This is a genomic window from Streptomyces sp. SID11385, assembly GCF_010548245.1.
Classification (GTDB): Bacteria; Actinomycetota; Actinomycetes; order Streptomycetales; family Streptomycetaceae; genus Streptomyces.
The window spans coordinates 1-13,789 of the sequence record NZ_JAAGLR010000875.1 but is presented as its reverse complement, the minus strand read 5'-3'; the positions used below and the strand labels follow the sequence as shown (position 1 = coordinate 13,789).

Here is a 13,789-nt window from a genome sequence, read left to right as displayed (position 1 = left end):
CTTCCAAGGTGGCGGCGCTGAGGGCCAAGGGGGAATGGTGTCGCGACGGTGAGCTATGGGGCCTGCACGGTGGCGACGTACGCGTAGCCGCGCGTCTTCGGGTGGAAGCGGTCCACGCGGATACGGGTGGTGCGCGCCCCGGGCAGGGGGGCGCCGATCTTGGCGTACGGGTTCCACGCGACGGGTACGACGCGGGCCTTGCCGTCGTCGAGGGCGGTGATGAGCAGGAAGCGCTCGCCCACGCGCGGGTCGATGTCCTGCCACACCTGGTGCGGGGCGGGCGTCGGGGCGCCGGGGCAGTCGCCGTGCGGCGCGTGCCCGGCCGGGGCGTCGCAGTAGCGGGTCTGAGTCACGGTGCGCACCACGTGGTGACCGAGTCGAAGCCCTCGTCGTGAAGCTCGGCGGCGCTGGGTGTCTGATCGTGCTTGCGTCGAATGACGCTTTCCGGGACGTGTCGGGTGCGGGCGCTGTTGCGTGCGAGGCACTCGTTGAGCGAGGTGGTGAACAGGATGGCGGAGGCGGGCCGGCGCCAGTAGTGGGCGCGGGCGAGGAGGGTACGGCGTACGTGCGCGTCGGTCGCGGTGCTGTCCACGATCGTCACCAGTCCCCGGGCGAGGCGGGCGTCGAGGATGACGTCCTGGAGGCGCACGGCGTCGGTGGTGGCGCTCTGGTCGGCTTCGGTGTCGGCGCAGAGGGCGCGGTAGGTGTCGAGGCAGACGGTCCAGGTCTCGGGGTAGGCGGCGGCCCAGGTCGACTTCCCGGCGGCCGGGGGGCCGACGAGGACGACGAGGGCGCCGGCGGCCCACTCGGGGGCGGCGGCGGGGCGGATGGGCATGTGGTGCTCCTGTGTGGGGTCCGGCCCCCGTACGGGCCGGGCGAGTGAGTCAGTCGCCGTCGATGGCGTCGAGGAGGAGGTCGCCGGTCCAGATGCCGATGGCGACCAGGAGGCCGATCACCCACCACCACGGGGGCGCGGGGTGCACGAGGTAGGTGACGGCGCCGGACGCGGCGCCGCAGAGGAGGCCGAGGAGGAAGCGCTTCATCGCGGGGGTTGTCCTTTTACGTGAGGCAGAGGGGGCAGGGGGCTTGGGCCAGGTCGTCGCACACGACGCAGAGCGCGACGACCTCGGTGGCGGTGACGATGGGCGTGCCAGCCACGACGGCGCCGCACAGGGCACGGTCGGGGTCGCAGCAGAAGTAGTGCGTCAGGTCGTGGGCCGCCGAGCCCGGGGCGGGGCGCTCGGGCTCGGCGGCGAGGGCGGGGAGTGTCACGGTGCCCCCGTACGGGCGGCGCGGCGGGCGCGCATCCGCGCGAGGATTTGCGGCTGTGTCGGGAGTCCCCATCGGTGCCAGCCGACCTGCGGCTCCCATGGCTGGGCGTGCTCTCGCCCGGGGAGGCCGCACCACCGGCAGCCGTTTACAGGGCTCACCAGGGCACTCCCTCGATGGCGCGGATCTCGGCGAGGGCTTCGCCGTAGGCGGCGCAGGGCCCGGCGCAGTACCAGCGGGCGGGCTCGCGGCTCCCTCGGACGCGTACGCGGACCATGTCGGCGGCCGGGGCGGCCACTGCGGGCACCCCGCACCGGGGGTGGTCGCAGCGCTCCACGAGAGGCAAGCCCTCCGGCTTCTTCGGCTTCTTCGCGGGCTTCTTCCCGTCCTTCCGGCCCTGGTTCCACGTCTGCTGGGCGGGGGTGCTGGGCCGGGACTTCGCGGTCACGAGCGCTCACCGGCCTTCGCGCCGTAGCCGCCGTGGGCGCCCATCACGTGCCCCTTCAGCTCCACGTCGGCGCTGCCGTCGTCCACGTGCCACACCGACGTTCGCCAGCCGCACGTGGCACAGAGGCGGGACACGTTCGCGCTCCGTTCCCAGGCGGGGCGCCCGCCGCCGGAGAACGGGTTCAGCTCGGGGAAGACGCCGAGGCAGTCGTCGGCCTCGCAGCGATACGGGTCCACGCGGAGCCACGGGTGCTCGCACCGGCACGTCGACTTGAAAGCGTTGCGGCGAGCGCGCATCCGCGCGAGGATTTGCGCCTGGGTGGGCTGCTCCCAGACGTGCATGCCCCGGCTGCGGAGGTACTGCATCCCGTGGTGAGCGCGCTCGGTGCCGCACCAGCGGCAGCCGTAGGGCGTTGGCGGCTCACCGGTCGTCCAGCGGATGTGGCTGTGCGCCATGCCGGTGTGCAGGTCCCGGTAGCGGAAGTCGCGGGGGTGGGAGTGAAGGGCCTCCTTCATCGGGGGTCTCCTGCCGTGCTGGCCTCGGGCTCGACGGTGATGGCCCAGACGACGCGGCCGGTGTACCGGACCGCCCGGTCGTCGTCCGGGTGGGTGACGACCTGCCGGTGCACGCCGTCGTGATCGGTCTGCCACTCGGCAGGGCTTCCGTAGCTGGCGTCGCACGCCGCCCGCGCCGCCTCCAGGGAGGTGTGCAGGGTCGGGTTGTCGTCGGCGTGGTCGGCGAGCCAGAAGGTCGGGGCGGTCTGGGGTGTCGTGGAGAGCGGCGCCGCCTCCCGCAGCACCGTGGCGCGGGACGGGCGCGCGGCCAGCTCGGCACGCAGGCGCTCCGCCTCGGCCTCGATGTCGACGAGGCGGCGCAGTACCGGGCCTACGCGCGCGCTGATGTAGCCCGCCAGGTTCTCGCAGAAGATGTCGTCGGCGTACTTGGGGTGGGCGTGGTTGCGGCAGTTGGCAACCGCTTCGGCGAGGTCGACGAGCAGGCCGGTCGTCGCGGTGGTCTCGGCTTCGCGAAGGTGCGAGGCGATCTGTGCGCGCTGCTCGGCCGTGAGGGGCGTCGTCAGGGGCTCGGAGGTCGGGGCGGTCATGCGGCACCGCCCTTCGCCCACGCGGCGCGCCGGGCCCGGTGCACGTCGTGCCGTCGGACCCGCGTACCGCTGTGGCTGGTGCACAGCTCGCCCGGGCGGGCGCCGCAGGCCGGGCAGGCGGCCTGGAGCTGGGGGAGCGCGCGGGCGCGTTCGTCGGTGGTCATGTGCTTCCTTTCTGGAGTGGGGCCCGTCCTGATTCGGGCGGGACGGGCCCTGCTCCCGCTGGGGTTAGGGGTGGTCCGGTGAGGGGGCGGCCTCGGTGCGCGAGACCGTGTCCTCGACCGTCCAGCCGCCACGGGCCCAGTCGCCGGAGTCGAAGGCGGTCGCGGCGGCGGGCTCGCCGGGGCGGTAGATGAACCCGACGGCGCAGGTATCGCCGTCGAAGGGGTCCGGGGCAAGGGAGAGGCACTGGAAGAGCCAGCGGCCTCGCCGGTACGTGGTGTCCGCCTGGAAGAAGTCGCTGTCCGCGTCGGCCTGGTCTTCGGCCTGCGTGGTGATGACGTGCGGCGTGAGGCTGATCCAGTCGCCGTCGCTGTGGAGGTGGACCGATCCGTCCTTGCCGCGCGTGGTGCGGCTGGTGGCCAGCGGGAGCCGTTCGGCTTCGCTCTGGAAGTCCGGCATGCCGAGTTCGTAGGTGGCGAAGGCGCCCAGCACGCGGCCGCCTCGGTAGTCCTCGCCGCTCATCAGGAGCCAGACGGTGGTGGCGGGCATGTGGGGCTCCATCCAGGTGGCGAGGGTGTGTACCAGGCGGAAATGTCTTGTGACTATTCAATGCCTAAGCGGTAGGCAAAGTCAAATAGCTAGGCGTACGTTGCGTAGCGCGCGCCGGTCCTGCTCGCCGACGCCCCCCGGCGAGCACAAGGCGTCCTCCTTGACCTCGGCCCCTTCATCCCGACCAAGTCGAGCCCGGGCCCTGGCGATCGCCGTGGGAGAGCGGCCAAGGGACCGGGCGATCTGCGGAGTGGAAAGCCCCTCAGCGGCAAGCCGCACGATCTGCTCATCACCGGGCCGCAGCCGTGGACCCAAGGTGAGCGGGTATCCCGCGGGTTCGCAGTCGGGGTCGTCGATGTCGACGGCGACCCAGGCGCCGGGGCCGTACCAGCCGAGGCGAGCGGCCCGAGCGCGTACCCGGTCCGCCCCGTCGCCGGGCAACTCCGGTTTCTGCGACAGGCGTTCGTAGAGCGCCGCGATCCGGAGTGCGTCCGCCCCGGCGATATGCCGGGCCTCGCCGGAGGCGATGCGGTACAGCCAGCTCACGTGGAGGTCGAGTTGCTCGCCGAGGGCGGCGGATGTGTGGCCGAGGACCGCAAGCGCGCGCAGACGGCGCCGGCTGCCGGTCGGGTCGGTCCATCCCTCTGTGGTGGCCGGGGCGCGGCGGATGCGGATGCGGCGAATGGCGTCGGCGCGGGCGCTGGTCACGGACACCCGGCGGTTGAGGATGTTCGAAACGGTAGGCCGCGGCATTCCGGCGGCGCGAGCGATCTGCTCCTGCGTCCAGCGCAGCGCCTGAAGGCGCCGGATGTGGGCTTCGACGTCGGTGGCCATGTCTCCTGCTCTTGGGTGGGTGGGTGGTCAAGGGGCCGGTCAAGCTGCCGCGTCCGCTGCGGCCTTCATGATCTGGACGCCGTCGGGGTGGTCGTAGACGGCGCGGACCACGGCGTCGTGCCACTCCGTTCGCCCCTGCGCGGCGCGCTGAAGCCGCTCGATGGACCGGCGCGCAGCGTCGAGCTGTCGAGCGAGGGACGGGCACGTGCACGCCGTGGAATCCGGGTCAGTGGCACGGCTGTTGCACCCCGGAATCAGGTACCGGCCGCCGTGCTCGTCTTCCCACCAGTGGCAGAAGTGCATGTCACAACTCCTCTCGAGATCGCGGACTCGCCGAAGGCGCGCTGGCGCACTGGGCGACGGCGCCGGCCTGCTGCGAGATCGGATTGGGCCGGGCGTAGCAGGCTCGGCAGTAGGGGAGGTCGGCCCCCTCGCCAACGGGGATGCCTGACTTCCGGCACAGGGTCGTCACCCGGGGGCCGTCCTGGAAGCGGCGCGCGGCGTGCTGCACCCGGCCGCCGCGAAGCTGCACGAGAAGGGGGTAGCGGGAGTGGGACACGGTCGTGATCTCCTTGGAACGGGGCCCGTCCTGATTCGGCCGGGACGAGCCCCTGGTGATGGCCGGTCAGGCGCTGGTGAGGGGGTCGTACTCGACAGCGACTTCGATCGGGACGACCTCGTAGCCGACCGGCCGCTCGGGCCCCCCGTCGATACGCGCCACCAGCTCCCACGGCTGCTCGGTGTCGGAGTCGTCCCCGAGCCAGTCGGTCTGGATGTCGGCGCCCGGATGGCGGTCTGCGAGATCGGCCTCGCAGTGCTTCTGCGCCGCCCGCGCGGTGGTGTAGGTACCGAGCGGGAGAGAACCCGACTGCGCCCGGAAGGCACGGCTCAGGGGGGCGGCACCGACGGGACCCTGGCTCGCGGCGGCCGAGACGGAGAGGCGGACGACGAAGGCCCCCGTCGTCGTCCCGTCGTGCAGCAACTCCTCCGGACCGCCGCTTCCCGGGGTCGACCACGTGAAGTCGCCGTCCCTGGCCTCGGGCCGGACGCTGCGCGCGTACCGGAGGCAGTGGTCGCGCGCGGCTCCCTGGTGGGTGTAGAGGCTGAGCGGGGCGATGCCCGGCCCCTGAGCGTGCCAAACCTCGGTGAGGGGTGCGGGGGTGTGGGCGGCGAGGGTTGCGTAGACCAGGGCCTCGGTCGCGAGGGCCTGGCCGGCGACGGGGTCGGCGCCGTCGCCGTAGCTGAAGCGGTGGGCGAGCTTGACGAGGCGCAGGGCCTCGCGCGAGAGGTGTTCGGACATGGGGGTCTCCCAAGACGTGCTTGCGGGAAGGCTGGCCGCGCGGATTCGGCGGCCGGGAGGGGCGAGCGGGCCGGTGGGGCTTCACGGCCTGGCGCTCGCCCGGGCGCGGTAGGACGCACGCGCCAGTGGGGGGTGTCGTGCGGTGCACGGCTGGTGACAGCATGTCAGGTCGCCGAGCGAGCCCGCGTCGAATTGCGGTGAATGTGGCGGAAGTTACTCGGTGGCGGCGCACCGCGCGCCGTGCTGGCTGTGCCCGGTGGCGACCCGCCCCGCCCAGAGGCGCCCGCACGCGCACGGCACACCCTTGAGCGCGGCCTGCCGCTGCTGCTCGGTGCCCTTCGGGCGGCCGGTCCGCTGCCACGGCCCGAGCAGCGCGATCACGTCCTGGAGCGCCGCGTTGATCTCCTCGTGCTCCGGGTCGTACGCGGCCACCCACTCCCCGGCCGCGTCCATGAGAAGGCCGCGCCCGTCGCTCTCGTACAGGTACTCCGTAGGCCCGTCGCCGAGGAGCGCGCTCTCGGCGCGGGACAGGACGGTACGCACCTCCGTGAGCGCCCGGGACACCTCCCGGCCGCGCGCGGGCCGCTCCACGGCCGGCCGCCACTCGCGCGTCACGACCGCGCGCTCCTCAACGTGCTCGGCGAAGACGACAGGGCCCGCACGATGGAACGGCTCGACGCCGTCCACGCTCTCGGTCGATCCCACCTCGTAGGTGACCCGGTAGGCGAGGCCGTCGTCGGGAGCGCGGAACACCAGCTCGCGGACGTCCGTCCACCGCTCGCTTCCCACGATCCGGTTGGACAGCTCCTGAGCGGTCCCCTCGTCGCCGTCCAGCTCGAACGGCACGCCAATGTCGGCGAGCTGATCGCGGGTGAAGGCGCGGGTTCCAGGCGGCCCCGTGGGTGTCTCGGCCGCCGACCGCACCACGTCCGCGAGCAGCTCGGTCAGCAACTCGGCCGTGATTTCCTCACCGCCCGCGCTCCCCTCCAAGGCGAGCCAGCACAGCGAGCCGCCGTGCATCGTGATGTACTCCCCACCCTTCCAGCCCACGTAGGTCGTGCCGTGCGCGTCGAGCGCGGCGGCCAGCATCTCTCCGACCGTGGTCCGGCCGGTCGGCTCGAAGGCCAGCTCCTCGTAGAACCCCCTGTAACTGTGCGGGTGGTGGAACCCGCGCTCGACGACCGTGGTCGGGTCGACGGCGCGCAGAGCCTCGATCAGTTCGTTCAGCGTCATCGTGTGCTCTCTCGGTCAGGTGTTGCGGAGGATCTGGTAGGCGTGCTCGGCTTCGGGACTACGGGGGGACAGCCAGCCTTCGCCGTGCTGGTCGCACGACTTGCTGTCGTCCTCGCTGCCTCGGCGGAGGAAGCAGTTTCCGTGGGCCCTGACACGCGGGCACAGGCCGCAGGTGGCCTCGCAGCAGTCGTCCTCGCCGTGGACGTCGTCGGGGGCGGGGGGCTCGCAGTCGGCGCACCGGTCGCCACGGCAGTAGGGCTCGGTGGTGTCAGCCATCGCGTGGGGCTCCTTCGGGGTGCAGATCTCGCAGGCGTCGCCGCAGGGGCCCCTGCTCGCCTGGTACTTGCGGTGCAGCGCGGAAGCCCGTGCCGTCCAGTCGTCGCCCGCGACGAAGCGGGGCCGCCGGGCGGCCCAGAGGTTGCAGGCTTGGTCCAGCCGCAGGCGGCGGTGCGCGGTGAGGCCGTGGTGCTCGATGTGTGCCAGCCACGAGGCGCGGGCGGTCTCGTACGCGTGGCGCGACAGGTTGTACCCGGTCGCCGGGTCGACGTCAGCGGGATTGGCGCCGGCCGCGAGGCAGATCCCGGTGCGCGCGTCGGCGAGCGATGTGCGGCGGTCGGCCTCCGCAACGGGATCTGCGGGCGTCACGGCGGCGAAGTGCCAGAAGGCAGCTGACGCGACGTACGGGCGGCTGGGCATGTTGTCAGCCGAACCAGCGCCGGCGCTGGGCCGGGGCCGGGGCGCCGCGCTCGCGTGCGCGGTCCGCGTCCTCCCAGCGCTGACCCGCGAGGTACCGGTCGGGGTCGCGCTTCGCGCGGTGCCGCCGCTCGGCGGAGTTCTTCTCGTCGGCCGGGGACTTTTCGCTGCTGAACATGAACGCTCTTTCAGTCTCGGTCAGATCTGGGCGAGGGCGCGGGCGGCGTGGGCGTCGGAGGCGTGGCCCTGGTCGCTCGCCCACTCGGCGATGTCGAGGGGCCAGCGCTTGTCGAAGTAGTCGGCGACGACGGCGGCGGCACTGGCGGTCGTGTGGCAGGTCAGGCGGATGGTGCTCATGCGGGTCCTTTCGGAGCAGTTAGGCGTTGGGGTGGGCGCCGCCGTGCGCGGTGAGCAGCACGGTCAGGCGCTCCACGCTCCCGCCGAAACTGATCTCCTGGGCCGCCGTCATGGAGGCGCGCGTCCAGTCGGCGAGGGGCGCCACGGCGTGGGCGGCCTCGGTCGCGGCGGCCTCGGTCTCGAAGCTGGCGAGGGCGGCACTGTCGTGGTGGGCGAGGACCCAGCGGTGCGACGACAGGGGGGAGACCCCCGGCGGGGTCTCGAAGACGCGGAGGCCGGGTACGGGCTCGGTGGCCTCGACGGTGATCGGTCCGGCGTTGGTGGACAAGGAGTGCTGCATGGCTGGCTCCAGAAGTGGTGGGCCGCCGGCGGGGCGAGGTGGGCGTCGCCCCGCCGGGCGGACTAGAGGTAGACCCGGACGGGATGGGCAGTCACTCTTCCCAGGCGCGCGCCATGTCGAGGGCGCGCTGCATGGCGGAGAGCATGTGCTGCCGGGCGGGGGCGTCGATGAGGACGTCGGCGGTCTTCTCCGGCCACTCGGGGGCTGCGAGGTCCCAGCCGGTGACGGAGAGGAGAAGGGGGCCTCCGGGCTCTGCGATGGCGCTGAGGGACAGCGTGGTCAGGTCGTGCCAAGTGGTGGGTTCCGCGCCCGCCTGCGTGAGGAGGGCGAGGACCGTGGGCACGTCTGGGGTGGGGATCGAGATCTGCACCCGTTGCGCCTTGGTGGTGAGGGTGACGTCGATCTGCCCCTCGTCGGGGTCCGCCGGGAAGGCGGATGCCTGAATGGTGAGGGTGGTGCCGCTGGTGCTGGCGTAGGTCCAGGCCGGGCAAGTCATGCTCGCGTCGAGCCGGGCGTAGGCGTCCTTGAAGTCCATGACATGCCTCCTGTTGATTGCCGGGTGTAGCGCGTTGCCTAGTGAGAAGACTATGTCTACTCGCTATGCAATGCAAACCAATTAGGCATAAGTGGGTGTCGTGTCCCGTTCCTGCGGGCTGCCGTTCTCCCGGCCTCACGACAGATCCGGCACACACACCCACCCCGGCCGGCCCTGCGGCGCTCCACCACCGCGAAGCGCCGACCACACAGCGATGAGCTGCCGGTCCCACTCCTCGTACCGCCCGCGGTTCGCGTCGAGGTGTACGCACCCGTAGCGGCCCAGCTCGATCTGCTCGTGCTCGGTCACGAGGAACGTCCAGTCCTGGTCGTAGTCGCCGGCCTGGAGCCAGTCGACCTCGGGAGCACTGAGGCGGGTCTTCAGGCCGGGCAGGTCCGCCTTGAGCCGGCGGGCTAGCTGCGCTGGGGTCAGGCGGTCGTCGGGCGCCTCGATCCCGTAGGCGATGAAGGCGGTCTGGGAGAAGCCCACGGGTCACCCCTCGCCCGGCGCGGTCGGGTCGATGAGCGTGATGACCTCGGTGACGAGGCACGCGGTGCATCCGCCGCAGACGCATCCGGTGTCGTATCCCTCGCTTCGCAGGTGTTCGCGCTGGCGGTCGGCGAGCTGGTGGGCGTAGTCGTCGAGGGCCTGGTCGATCTCGGCTTCGGGCACGTCGCCGCTGCGCATGGCCTTGATGTGCTGGCGGGGGTCGGAGGCGAGGACGGCGCGGCAGCACCGGCGGTCGGGGAGGTGGACGCCGCAGTCGGCGAAGGCGAGGACCGTGGCGGGGTCGTGGAGGAGGTCTTCGAGTGCTTCGTCTTCGGTGTCCCAGTCGCCTTGCTGGAGGCCGCGGATGAGGCCGGCGAGGACGCGGCGCTTGGTGGCGTCGTCGGTGCCGGCGTCGATGAGGGCTTGGGCGATGGGCGTGAAGACGGTGGTGGCGCTGGACCATCCCATCAGTTCTCCTTGGCGGGGATGAGGGTGCGGGCGAGCTGGAGGAGGCGGTGGTCGGTGGTCTTGGTGGCGCGGGCGAGGCGGGCGGCTTCGGTGAAGGTGTCGTACAGCTCGCAGCGGGTGCCGACGGGGATGGGGCCGGGCTGCATGAGCCGGTCGGCGGCGTGCTGGAGGGTGCTGGCCGGGCAGGTGGACGGGATCTCGGTGGTGATGCGGTCGCCGAGCGGCAGGTTGAGGGGGTCCTGGGCGCAGCAGGCTGTGAGGCCGCTGGTGGGGTCGGGGAGGCTGTGGGTGTGCCCGTGGTGGGGTGGACGCGGGGGTTCCTCGGTCGAGCCGTCGGTGAGGGTGACGGTGACGGGAAGTTCCCGGGTGATCAGCGCGATGAGCTGGCGCTCGGCGTCGTGGCGCAGGTGGGCGCGGGCTTCGGGGTGGTTGGCGAGGGTGTCGTCGAGGAGGGCGCGGCTGGTGTAGCGGATGCCGTCGAGGACGACGGTGGCTTCGGCGGTGATCATGGGCGGGCTTTCAGGTGCGGGGGCTGTTGGGGGTCTGCGAGGAGTGTTTGCGCGGCGGCGAGGGCGAGGGCTGCGTACTCGCCGCCGGAGAGCGGGACGGTGTGACCGTGGTGGAGGAGGGCGAGGGCGTTCGGGCCGAGGTGCACGGGGACGGTGCGCAGTGCGTCTTCGATCCGGTCGGCGAGCGCGGTGAGGGCGGTGGGGTCGTCGTCGCCGGGGAGGTCGAAGGCGCGGTCGATGGCGCGCCGGGCGGCGAGCTGACGGGGTGTCCGGTGTCCGCCGGGCGCGTGTCCGGTGCGTGTCCGGGCGGTGTCCGGGCTGGTCAGCGCGTCGTCGTGGAGGGGTGTCCGGGGTTCGGCGGGGGCGTCCGGGGTGTGTCCGGGCAGGGCGTCCGGAGGTTGTGTCTGTAGTGTCCGGGCGGTGGTGGCGAGCACGGTTTCCTCCTGGGGGTGGTTGTCGCACCGGTCGTTGCGGCCGGGAGCGGGGGCGTCCCGTACGGGGCCCGTGGAAGGGCGAGCGTGCGTATCCGGGCGCCCGTGGGCCGCTGGGGGCTGCGCGGGCCGTAGGGGTGCGCGCAGCGGGTCTGTCGGGGCCGTGAGGCGGTCGGCTGCCTCCTGATCCCCCTCACGAGAGCTGCTCGGCGACGGTGGCGCGAGCTGCTCGCTGGGCGACCTTGCACTCGTGGCAGTAGGCCGTGCCGTCCCGCTCGTACCGGCCGTGGACGGCCTGGTCGTGACCGTGCACGCAGAACGGCGGTCGCTCGGCGGTGCCCTTGAGGTAGCGCAGCTGCTCGCGGATGCGCAGGCGGCCGGGCTCGTCCTCGACACAGTCCGGGGCGACGCAGTACGGGACGTCGCACTCGGCGCGGACCTGACCGACCGGTTCCCGGCCGGTGCGCATCCTGAAAGCGATCGCGAGCGGGCTGACGGACTTCCCCCGGGAGCGCATGACGGGGGTGGCGCCGCGTGCGCGCTCGCCGAGCCACTCCAGGTGGCCTCCGTCGAGGGGGTGGACGCGGGCCTGCCACTTCTCCTCCAGGGTCGGCGGCGGGGGCTTCTCGTAGGCGGGCAGCCCGGCCGCGCGGCGGATGGCGCGGACCGAGGCGCGGTCGGCGCGCAGGCGCCGTGCGACTTCGGCGGCGCTGAGCCCTTCGGTGAGCAGCCGCAGGATCTCGTCGCGCTGCGGGTGGGGGCGGCTTCGGGGCTTCGTGGTCATGCGGGGTCCTTGCGGGTGGTGAGGGCGGCGGCGGAGGCGGCGCGGCGCTGCTCCATCTCGGCGGCGAGCTGGTCGGCGGAGGGCGGGATGCGGCCGTCGGCGAGATCTTGGGCGGCGCGCAGACGGACGTCGTGGACGGTGCCGAGGGGGCCGCGCCGGTTGCGGCACGGGGCGCCTGCCTTCGCCCGGCAGTAGGGGCATGGAGCGTTGAGTTCGGGGCGGCGGGAGGGGACGCGGGCGGCGGCGCGTACGAGGGCGGCGCCGCGGGTGGTGGTCTCGAAGCGGGGCTGGTCTCCGGGCGGGGGAAGCGCCGGCGCGGGCGGGAGGCGTCCGGAGGCTGCTGCGGCGGCGTGCTGCCGCGCGGCGACCAGCTCCTGGCGGACGTCGCCTCCGACGCCGGTGTAGGGCGGGGCCTGGTCAGCGCGGGCCTTGCGGATCTGCTGGCGGTGGTAGCGCAGGTGGTGCGGTTGCATCCAGCGGCTGCGGTCTGCTTGGTAGCCCTCGCCGCCGAGGGGGATGGAGCCGTAGAAGGCGTCGACCGCGGCCTTCGTGTCGGCGTCGAGGGGCACGTCGGCGAGAGCCCGCGACCACGCCTCGGACGCGGCGGCGGACGGGCGCCGGTTGTCGAACCGGCTCAGGTAGGCGAGGAGTTCCGTCGCCTCGGACAGCGTCATCGCCCGGCCTCCTGCTCCAGAGCGCGCATCTGCGCGATGAGGGCCTGGTGCTCCATCTGCCGGGCGTCGCCGGAAGGGAGATGCGGGCCGTGCTCGCGCGTACGGGCGGGAGCACGGTGGAGGTACTGGTTGGCGTTGGCGATCCATTTCTGCCAGGCGGTGTACCAGTTCGGGTGGCGGGTGCCCTTGCCCTGCCAGTGCCAGACGAACTTCTGGGTCTCGTGGTCGAGGGGAACGTCGGGGTAGGTCTGGGTGGCCCAGCGGCGCATGGCGTCGGTGAGCCGGAAGCCGTCGATCTCGATCGGAGTGAGCGGCAGCGGCTCGGGATGTTCCCTACCTGTAGAGAGCTCTACTACGTCAGCCACATAGGTAGGGGTAGGGGTGGGGGACGGGGCGCTGTCAGTAACGCCGTCACGCAACTCGCTGACCTGCGCGTTTTGCGATTCGTTGATGCAATTTCGCTGCGCGCTCGTGTCGCCGTCGTGTCGCCGTCGTGTCGCCGTCGTGCATTTCCCGGTCTCGGGGGGCTCGCCCGTAACGCCGTTACTGACGCCGTCAGTACCTCCGTCACGGGGCGCGATGTCACCCGGCTCAGGCGGCTCAGGGGGCTCAGGGCGCTCGCCCGGCTCGCGGAGTTCCTGGGGCTCGACCGGCTCGTGGGGCTCGGCCGGTTCCGGGGGCGCGGTCTGGTGGCGGCGCCGGTACGCCTCCTGACGGGCCGCGCTCTTCCGCCGCTGCTCGGCGACCTGCTCGCGCGACGGGTTGAAGTCGAGGTAGTCGTGGATCAGCCACCCGTCCTCCTGCCGCAGCCACAGCCCGGCCGCCTCCAGCCGACGCGCGGTGGCCTTCAGGCTGCGGACCCGGGCGACGAGCGGCAGCTCGCGGTCGCCGATCCGGCCGTCCGTCAGGTGCTCGGCCGACCAGCACAGCGCCGAGACGTGAAGCCGGAAAGCCGCGTCCGACAGCAGGGCGATCTTGCGGTGGGAGGGGAAGCGGTCATCTAGCCGGACCCACATCAGATCCGAGCCCCCTTATCGAGCTCCAGGCAGCGGGCGAGCGGTCGGCCGGTGGGTGCGGCGGGTACGGGGTCGCCGGGCTGCCAGCCGCAGTGGCGGCACTGCCAGCCGTCCCGCTCCAGGACGAGAGCCCGCACGCCGCGCGGCGCGGTGTCAGGAGACTTCGCTACAGCGAGGCCCAACTGCATCGAGGCAAGCGACCGCAGGCGCGGCGACGCGGACACCGTGATGGCGTCGTACGCGGCTGCGGCGAGCCGCGGGTTGAGGCCGGTGCCGTGGTGCGTGAAGTGGTCGACGATGAAGACCTCTTCGTCGTCGGGGTCGACGGCGACGAACCCGGCAGCGTCGAGGACGGCGAGGCGCTCGCGTACGAGGTCTTCGGTGAGCGCACGTGCCGTCGATGCCCAGCGCCGCGCGGTGAGCGGCAACAGCCCGGCGTGGCTGAGGTTGGGCTGCGAGATGAGGAAGAAGTACAAGCGTTGTGCCGCCTCGCTGAGCGCGAGGAAGTCGGGGTCTTCCCAGATGGTGGTGAGGATGCGTCCGTGGCCGCGCGCCATGTGGGGCTCCGGGGGGGGGGGGGGGGGGGGGGGGGGGGG

The 13,789-nt window shown here is 72.7% G+C and carries 26 protein-coding genes; all 26 read right to left on the bottom strand.

The genetic code is table 11. From position 1 onward, the window contains the following. Window positions 1-53: 53 nt before the first annotated feature. The 26 genes from G3I42_RS26395 to G3I42_RS26270 all read right to left on the bottom strand — a co-directional run bounded on the left by G3I42_RS26395 (window position 54) and on the right by G3I42_RS26270 (window position 13,750). Window positions 54-353, bottom strand: a complete 300-nt coding sequence (locus tag G3I42_RS26395; RefSeq protein WP_164289982.1) for a hypothetical protein — start codon at window positions 351-353, stop codon at window positions 54-56. Continuing rightward, entirely contained in the window at window positions 350-835 is a 486-nt protein-coding gene (locus G3I42_RS26390) for an AAA family ATPase (protein WP_164289980.1), read from the bottom strand. The genes G3I42_RS26395 and G3I42_RS26390 overlap by 4 nt, the downstream gene beginning before the upstream one ends. Before the next feature lie 49 nt (window positions 836-884). After that, window positions 885-1,043, bottom strand: coding sequence for a hypothetical protein (locus tag G3I42_RS26385; protein WP_164289978.1), 159 nt, complete (start codon window positions 1,041-1,043; stop codon window positions 885-887). Between the two features lie 16 nt (window positions 1,044-1,059). Beyond that, window positions 1,060-1,272: a hypothetical protein gene (locus tag G3I42_RS26380; RefSeq protein ID WP_164289976.1), complete on the bottom strand. Its 213-nt coding sequence runs from the start codon at window positions 1,270-1,272 to the stop codon at window positions 1,060-1,062. Window positions 1,273-1,426: 154 nt separating this feature from the next. Further along, window positions 1,427-1,717: a hypothetical protein gene (locus tag G3I42_RS26375; RefSeq protein ID WP_164289937.1), complete on the bottom strand. Its 291-nt coding sequence runs from the start codon at window positions 1,715-1,717 to the stop codon at window positions 1,427-1,429. After that, window positions 1,714-2,232: a hypothetical protein gene (locus G3I42_RS37130; protein ID WP_203607365.1), complete on the bottom strand. Its 519-nt coding sequence runs from the start codon at window positions 2,230-2,232 to the stop codon at window positions 1,714-1,716. Before G3I42_RS37130 ends, G3I42_RS26375 begins: the two co-directional genes overlap by 4 nt. Further along, window positions 2,229-2,819 carry a hypothetical protein gene (locus G3I42_RS26365; protein ID WP_164289974.1) on the bottom strand — a complete coding sequence of 197 codons (591 nt, stop codon included), beginning with the start codon at window positions 2,817-2,819 and terminating at the stop codon, window positions 2,229-2,231. Before G3I42_RS26365 ends, G3I42_RS37130 begins: the two co-directional genes overlap by 4 nt. Further along, complete coding sequence (locus G3I42_RS26360; protein WP_164289935.1) at window positions 2,816-2,983, bottom strand: hypothetical protein; 168 nt, start codon at window positions 2,981-2,983, stop codon at window positions 2,816-2,818. Before G3I42_RS26360 ends, G3I42_RS26365 begins: the two co-directional genes overlap by 4 nt. A 64-nt stretch (window positions 2,984-3,047) precedes the next feature. Beyond that, on the bottom strand, window positions 3,048-3,530 hold the full coding sequence (locus tag G3I42_RS26355) for a hypothetical protein (protein WP_164289972.1): 483 nt from the start codon (window positions 3,528-3,530) through the stop codon (window positions 3,048-3,050). An 81-nt stretch (window positions 3,531-3,611) separates the two neighbouring features. Beyond that, on the bottom strand, window positions 3,612-4,364 hold the full coding sequence (locus G3I42_RS26350) for a helix-turn-helix domain-containing protein (protein WP_164289970.1): 753 nt from the start codon (window positions 4,362-4,364) through the stop codon (window positions 3,612-3,614). Window positions 4,365-4,403: 39 nt separating this feature from the next. Further along, window positions 4,404-4,667 carry a hypothetical protein gene (locus G3I42_RS26345; RefSeq protein ID WP_164289968.1) on the bottom strand — a complete coding sequence of 88 codons (264 nt, stop codon included), beginning with the start codon at window positions 4,665-4,667 and terminating at the stop codon, window positions 4,404-4,406. Between the two features lie 322 nt (window positions 4,668-4,989). Beyond that, window positions 4,990-5,664 (bottom strand): hypothetical protein, encoded by a 675-nt coding sequence (locus G3I42_RS26340; protein WP_164289966.1) that lies wholly within the window; start codon window positions 5,662-5,664, stop codon window positions 4,990-4,992. A 213-nt stretch (window positions 5,665-5,877) separates the two neighbouring features. Further along, window positions 5,878-6,897, bottom strand: a complete 1,020-nt coding sequence (locus G3I42_RS26335; protein ID WP_164289964.1) for a hypothetical protein — start codon at window positions 6,895-6,897, stop codon at window positions 5,878-5,880. A 15-nt stretch (window positions 6,898-6,912) separates the two neighbouring features. Then, window positions 6,913-7,593 (bottom strand): hypothetical protein, encoded by a 681-nt coding sequence (locus G3I42_RS26330; RefSeq protein ID WP_164289962.1) that lies wholly within the window; start codon window positions 7,591-7,593, stop codon window positions 6,913-6,915. Between the two features lie 4 nt (window positions 7,594-7,597). Continuing rightward, window positions 7,598-7,768, bottom strand: coding sequence for a hypothetical protein (locus tag G3I42_RS26325; protein WP_164289960.1), 171 nt, complete (start codon window positions 7,766-7,768; stop codon window positions 7,598-7,600). 20 nt (window positions 7,769-7,788) lie between these two features. Further along, on the bottom strand, window positions 7,789-7,947 hold the full coding sequence (locus G3I42_RS26320) for a hypothetical protein (RefSeq protein WP_164289958.1): 159 nt from the start codon (window positions 7,945-7,947) through the stop codon (window positions 7,789-7,791). Window positions 7,948-7,966: 19 nt separating this feature from the next. After that, window positions 7,967-8,287, bottom strand: coding sequence for a hypothetical protein (locus G3I42_RS26315; RefSeq protein ID WP_164289957.1), 321 nt, complete (start codon window positions 8,285-8,287; stop codon window positions 7,967-7,969). Window positions 8,288-8,378: 91 nt separating this feature from the next. Beyond that, window positions 8,379-8,822 (bottom strand): hypothetical protein, encoded by a 444-nt coding sequence (locus tag G3I42_RS26310; RefSeq protein ID WP_164289955.1) that lies wholly within the window; start codon window positions 8,820-8,822, stop codon window positions 8,379-8,381. 135 nt (window positions 8,823-8,957) lie between these two features. Next, window positions 8,958-9,311 carry a hypothetical protein gene (locus G3I42_RS26305; RefSeq protein ID WP_164289953.1) on the bottom strand — a complete coding sequence of 118 codons (354 nt, stop codon included), beginning with the start codon at window positions 9,309-9,311 and terminating at the stop codon, window positions 8,958-8,960. A gap of 3 nt (window positions 9,312-9,314) precedes the next feature. Then, window positions 9,315-9,779, bottom strand: coding sequence for a hypothetical protein (locus G3I42_RS26300; protein WP_164289951.1), 465 nt, complete (start codon window positions 9,777-9,779; stop codon window positions 9,315-9,317). Beyond that, the gene (locus G3I42_RS26295) at window positions 9,779-10,288 is read right to left on the bottom strand and encodes a hypothetical protein (RefSeq protein WP_164289949.1); all 510 of its coding nucleotides are present in this window, start codon (window positions 10,286-10,288) and stop codon (window positions 9,779-9,781) included. Before G3I42_RS26295 ends, G3I42_RS26300 begins: the two co-directional genes overlap by 1 nt. Next, entirely contained in the window at window positions 10,285-10,722 is a 438-nt protein-coding gene (locus G3I42_RS26290; protein ID WP_164289947.1) for a hypothetical protein, read from the bottom strand. Before G3I42_RS26290 ends, G3I42_RS26295 begins: the two co-directional genes overlap by 4 nt. Before the next feature lie 190 nt (window positions 10,723-10,912). Then, window positions 10,913-11,503: a helix-turn-helix domain-containing protein gene (locus G3I42_RS26285; protein WP_164289945.1), complete on the bottom strand. Its 591-nt coding sequence runs from the start codon at window positions 11,501-11,503 to the stop codon at window positions 10,913-10,915. Beyond that, window positions 11,500-12,177, bottom strand: coding sequence for a hypothetical protein (locus G3I42_RS26280; protein ID WP_164289943.1), 678 nt, complete (start codon window positions 12,175-12,177; stop codon window positions 11,500-11,502). The genes G3I42_RS26285 and G3I42_RS26280 overlap by 4 nt, the downstream gene beginning before the upstream one ends. Next, window positions 12,174-13,193 (bottom strand): hypothetical protein, encoded by a 1,020-nt coding sequence (locus tag G3I42_RS26275; RefSeq protein ID WP_164289941.1) that lies wholly within the window; start codon window positions 13,191-13,193, stop codon window positions 12,174-12,176. Before G3I42_RS26275 ends, G3I42_RS26280 begins: the two co-directional genes overlap by 4 nt. After that, window positions 13,193-13,750 (bottom strand): hypothetical protein, encoded by a 558-nt coding sequence (locus tag G3I42_RS26270; protein ID WP_164289939.1) that lies wholly within the window; start codon window positions 13,748-13,750, stop codon window positions 13,193-13,195. Before G3I42_RS26270 ends, G3I42_RS26275 begins: the two co-directional genes overlap by 1 nt. Window positions 13,751-13,789: the final 39 nt, after the last annotated feature.

Excerpts from the sequence above, each read along its gene's own strand:
- G3I42_RS26275 (WP_164289941.1), bottom strand. The coding sequence starts at position 13,193 with ATGTGGGTCCGGCTAGATGACCGCTTCCCCTCCCACCGCAAGATCGCC.
- G3I42_RS26350 (WP_164289970.1), bottom strand. The coding sequence starts at position 4,364 with ATGGCCACCGACGTCGAAGCCCACATCCGGCGCCTTCAGGCGCTGCGC.
- G3I42_RS26320 (WP_164289958.1), bottom strand. The coding sequence starts at position 7,947 with ATGAGCACCATCCGCCTGACCTGCCACACGACCGCCAGTGCCGCCGCC.
- G3I42_RS26355 (WP_164289972.1), bottom strand. The coding sequence starts at position 3,530 with ATGCCCGCCACCACCGTCTGGCTCCTGATGAGCGGCGAGGACTACCGA.
- G3I42_RS26300 (WP_164289951.1), bottom strand. The coding sequence starts at position 9,779 with ATGGGATGGTCCAGCGCCACCACCGTCTTCACGCCCATCGCCCAAGCC.
- G3I42_RS26270 (WP_164289939.1), bottom strand. The coding sequence starts at position 13,750 with ATGGCGCGCGGCCACGGACGCATCCTCACCACCATCTGGGAAGACCCC.
- G3I42_RS26280 (WP_164289943.1), bottom strand. The coding sequence starts at position 12,177 with ATGACGCTGTCCGAGGCGACGGAACTCCTCGCCTACCTGAGCCGGTTC.
- G3I42_RS26390 (WP_164289980.1), bottom strand. The coding sequence starts at position 835 with ATGCCCATCCGCCCCGCCGCCGCCCCCGAGTGGGCCGCCGGCGCCCTC.
- G3I42_RS26315 (WP_164289957.1), bottom strand. The coding sequence starts at position 8,287 with ATGCAGCACTCCTTGTCCACCAACGCCGGACCGATCACCGTCGAGGCC.
- G3I42_RS26385 (WP_164289978.1), bottom strand. The coding sequence starts at position 1,043 with ATGAAGCGCTTCCTCCTCGGCCTCCTCTGCGGCGCCGCGTCCGGCGCC.
- G3I42_RS26365 (WP_164289974.1), bottom strand. The coding sequence starts at position 2,819 with ATGACCGCCCCGACCTCCGAGCCCCTGACGACGCCCCTCACGGCCGAG.
- G3I42_RS26325 (WP_164289960.1), bottom strand. The coding sequence starts at position 7,768 with ATGTTCAGCAGCGAAAAGTCCCCGGCCGACGAGAAGAACTCCGCCGAG.
- G3I42_RS26360 (WP_164289935.1), bottom strand. The coding sequence starts at position 2,983 with ATGACCACCGACGAACGCGCCCGCGCGCTCCCCCAGCTCCAGGCCGCC.
- G3I42_RS26310 (WP_164289955.1), bottom strand. The coding sequence starts at position 8,822 with ATGGACTTCAAGGACGCCTACGCCCGGCTCGACGCGAGCATGACTTGC.
- G3I42_RS37130 (WP_203607365.1), bottom strand. The coding sequence starts at position 2,232 with ATGAAGGAGGCCCTTCACTCCCACCCCCGCGACTTCCGCTACCGGGAC.
- G3I42_RS26295 (WP_164289949.1), bottom strand. The coding sequence starts at position 10,288 with ATGATCACCGCCGAAGCCACCGTCGTCCTCGACGGCATCCGCTACACC.
- G3I42_RS26330 (WP_164289962.1), bottom strand. The coding sequence starts at position 7,593 with ATGCCCAGCCGCCCGTACGTCGCGTCAGCTGCCTTCTGGCACTTCGCC.
- G3I42_RS26335 (WP_164289964.1), bottom strand. The coding sequence starts at position 6,897 with ATGACGCTGAACGAACTGATCGAGGCTCTGCGCGCCGTCGACCCGACC.
- G3I42_RS26340 (WP_164289966.1), bottom strand. The coding sequence starts at position 5,664 with ATGTCCGAACACCTCTCGCGCGAGGCCCTGCGCCTCGTCAAGCTCGCC.
- G3I42_RS26285 (WP_164289945.1), bottom strand. The coding sequence starts at position 11,503 with ATGACCACGAAGCCCCGAAGCCGCCCCCACCCGCAGCGCGACGAGATC.
- G3I42_RS26345 (WP_164289968.1), bottom strand. The coding sequence starts at position 4,667 with ATGCACTTCTGCCACTGGTGGGAAGACGAGCACGGCGGCCGGTACCTG.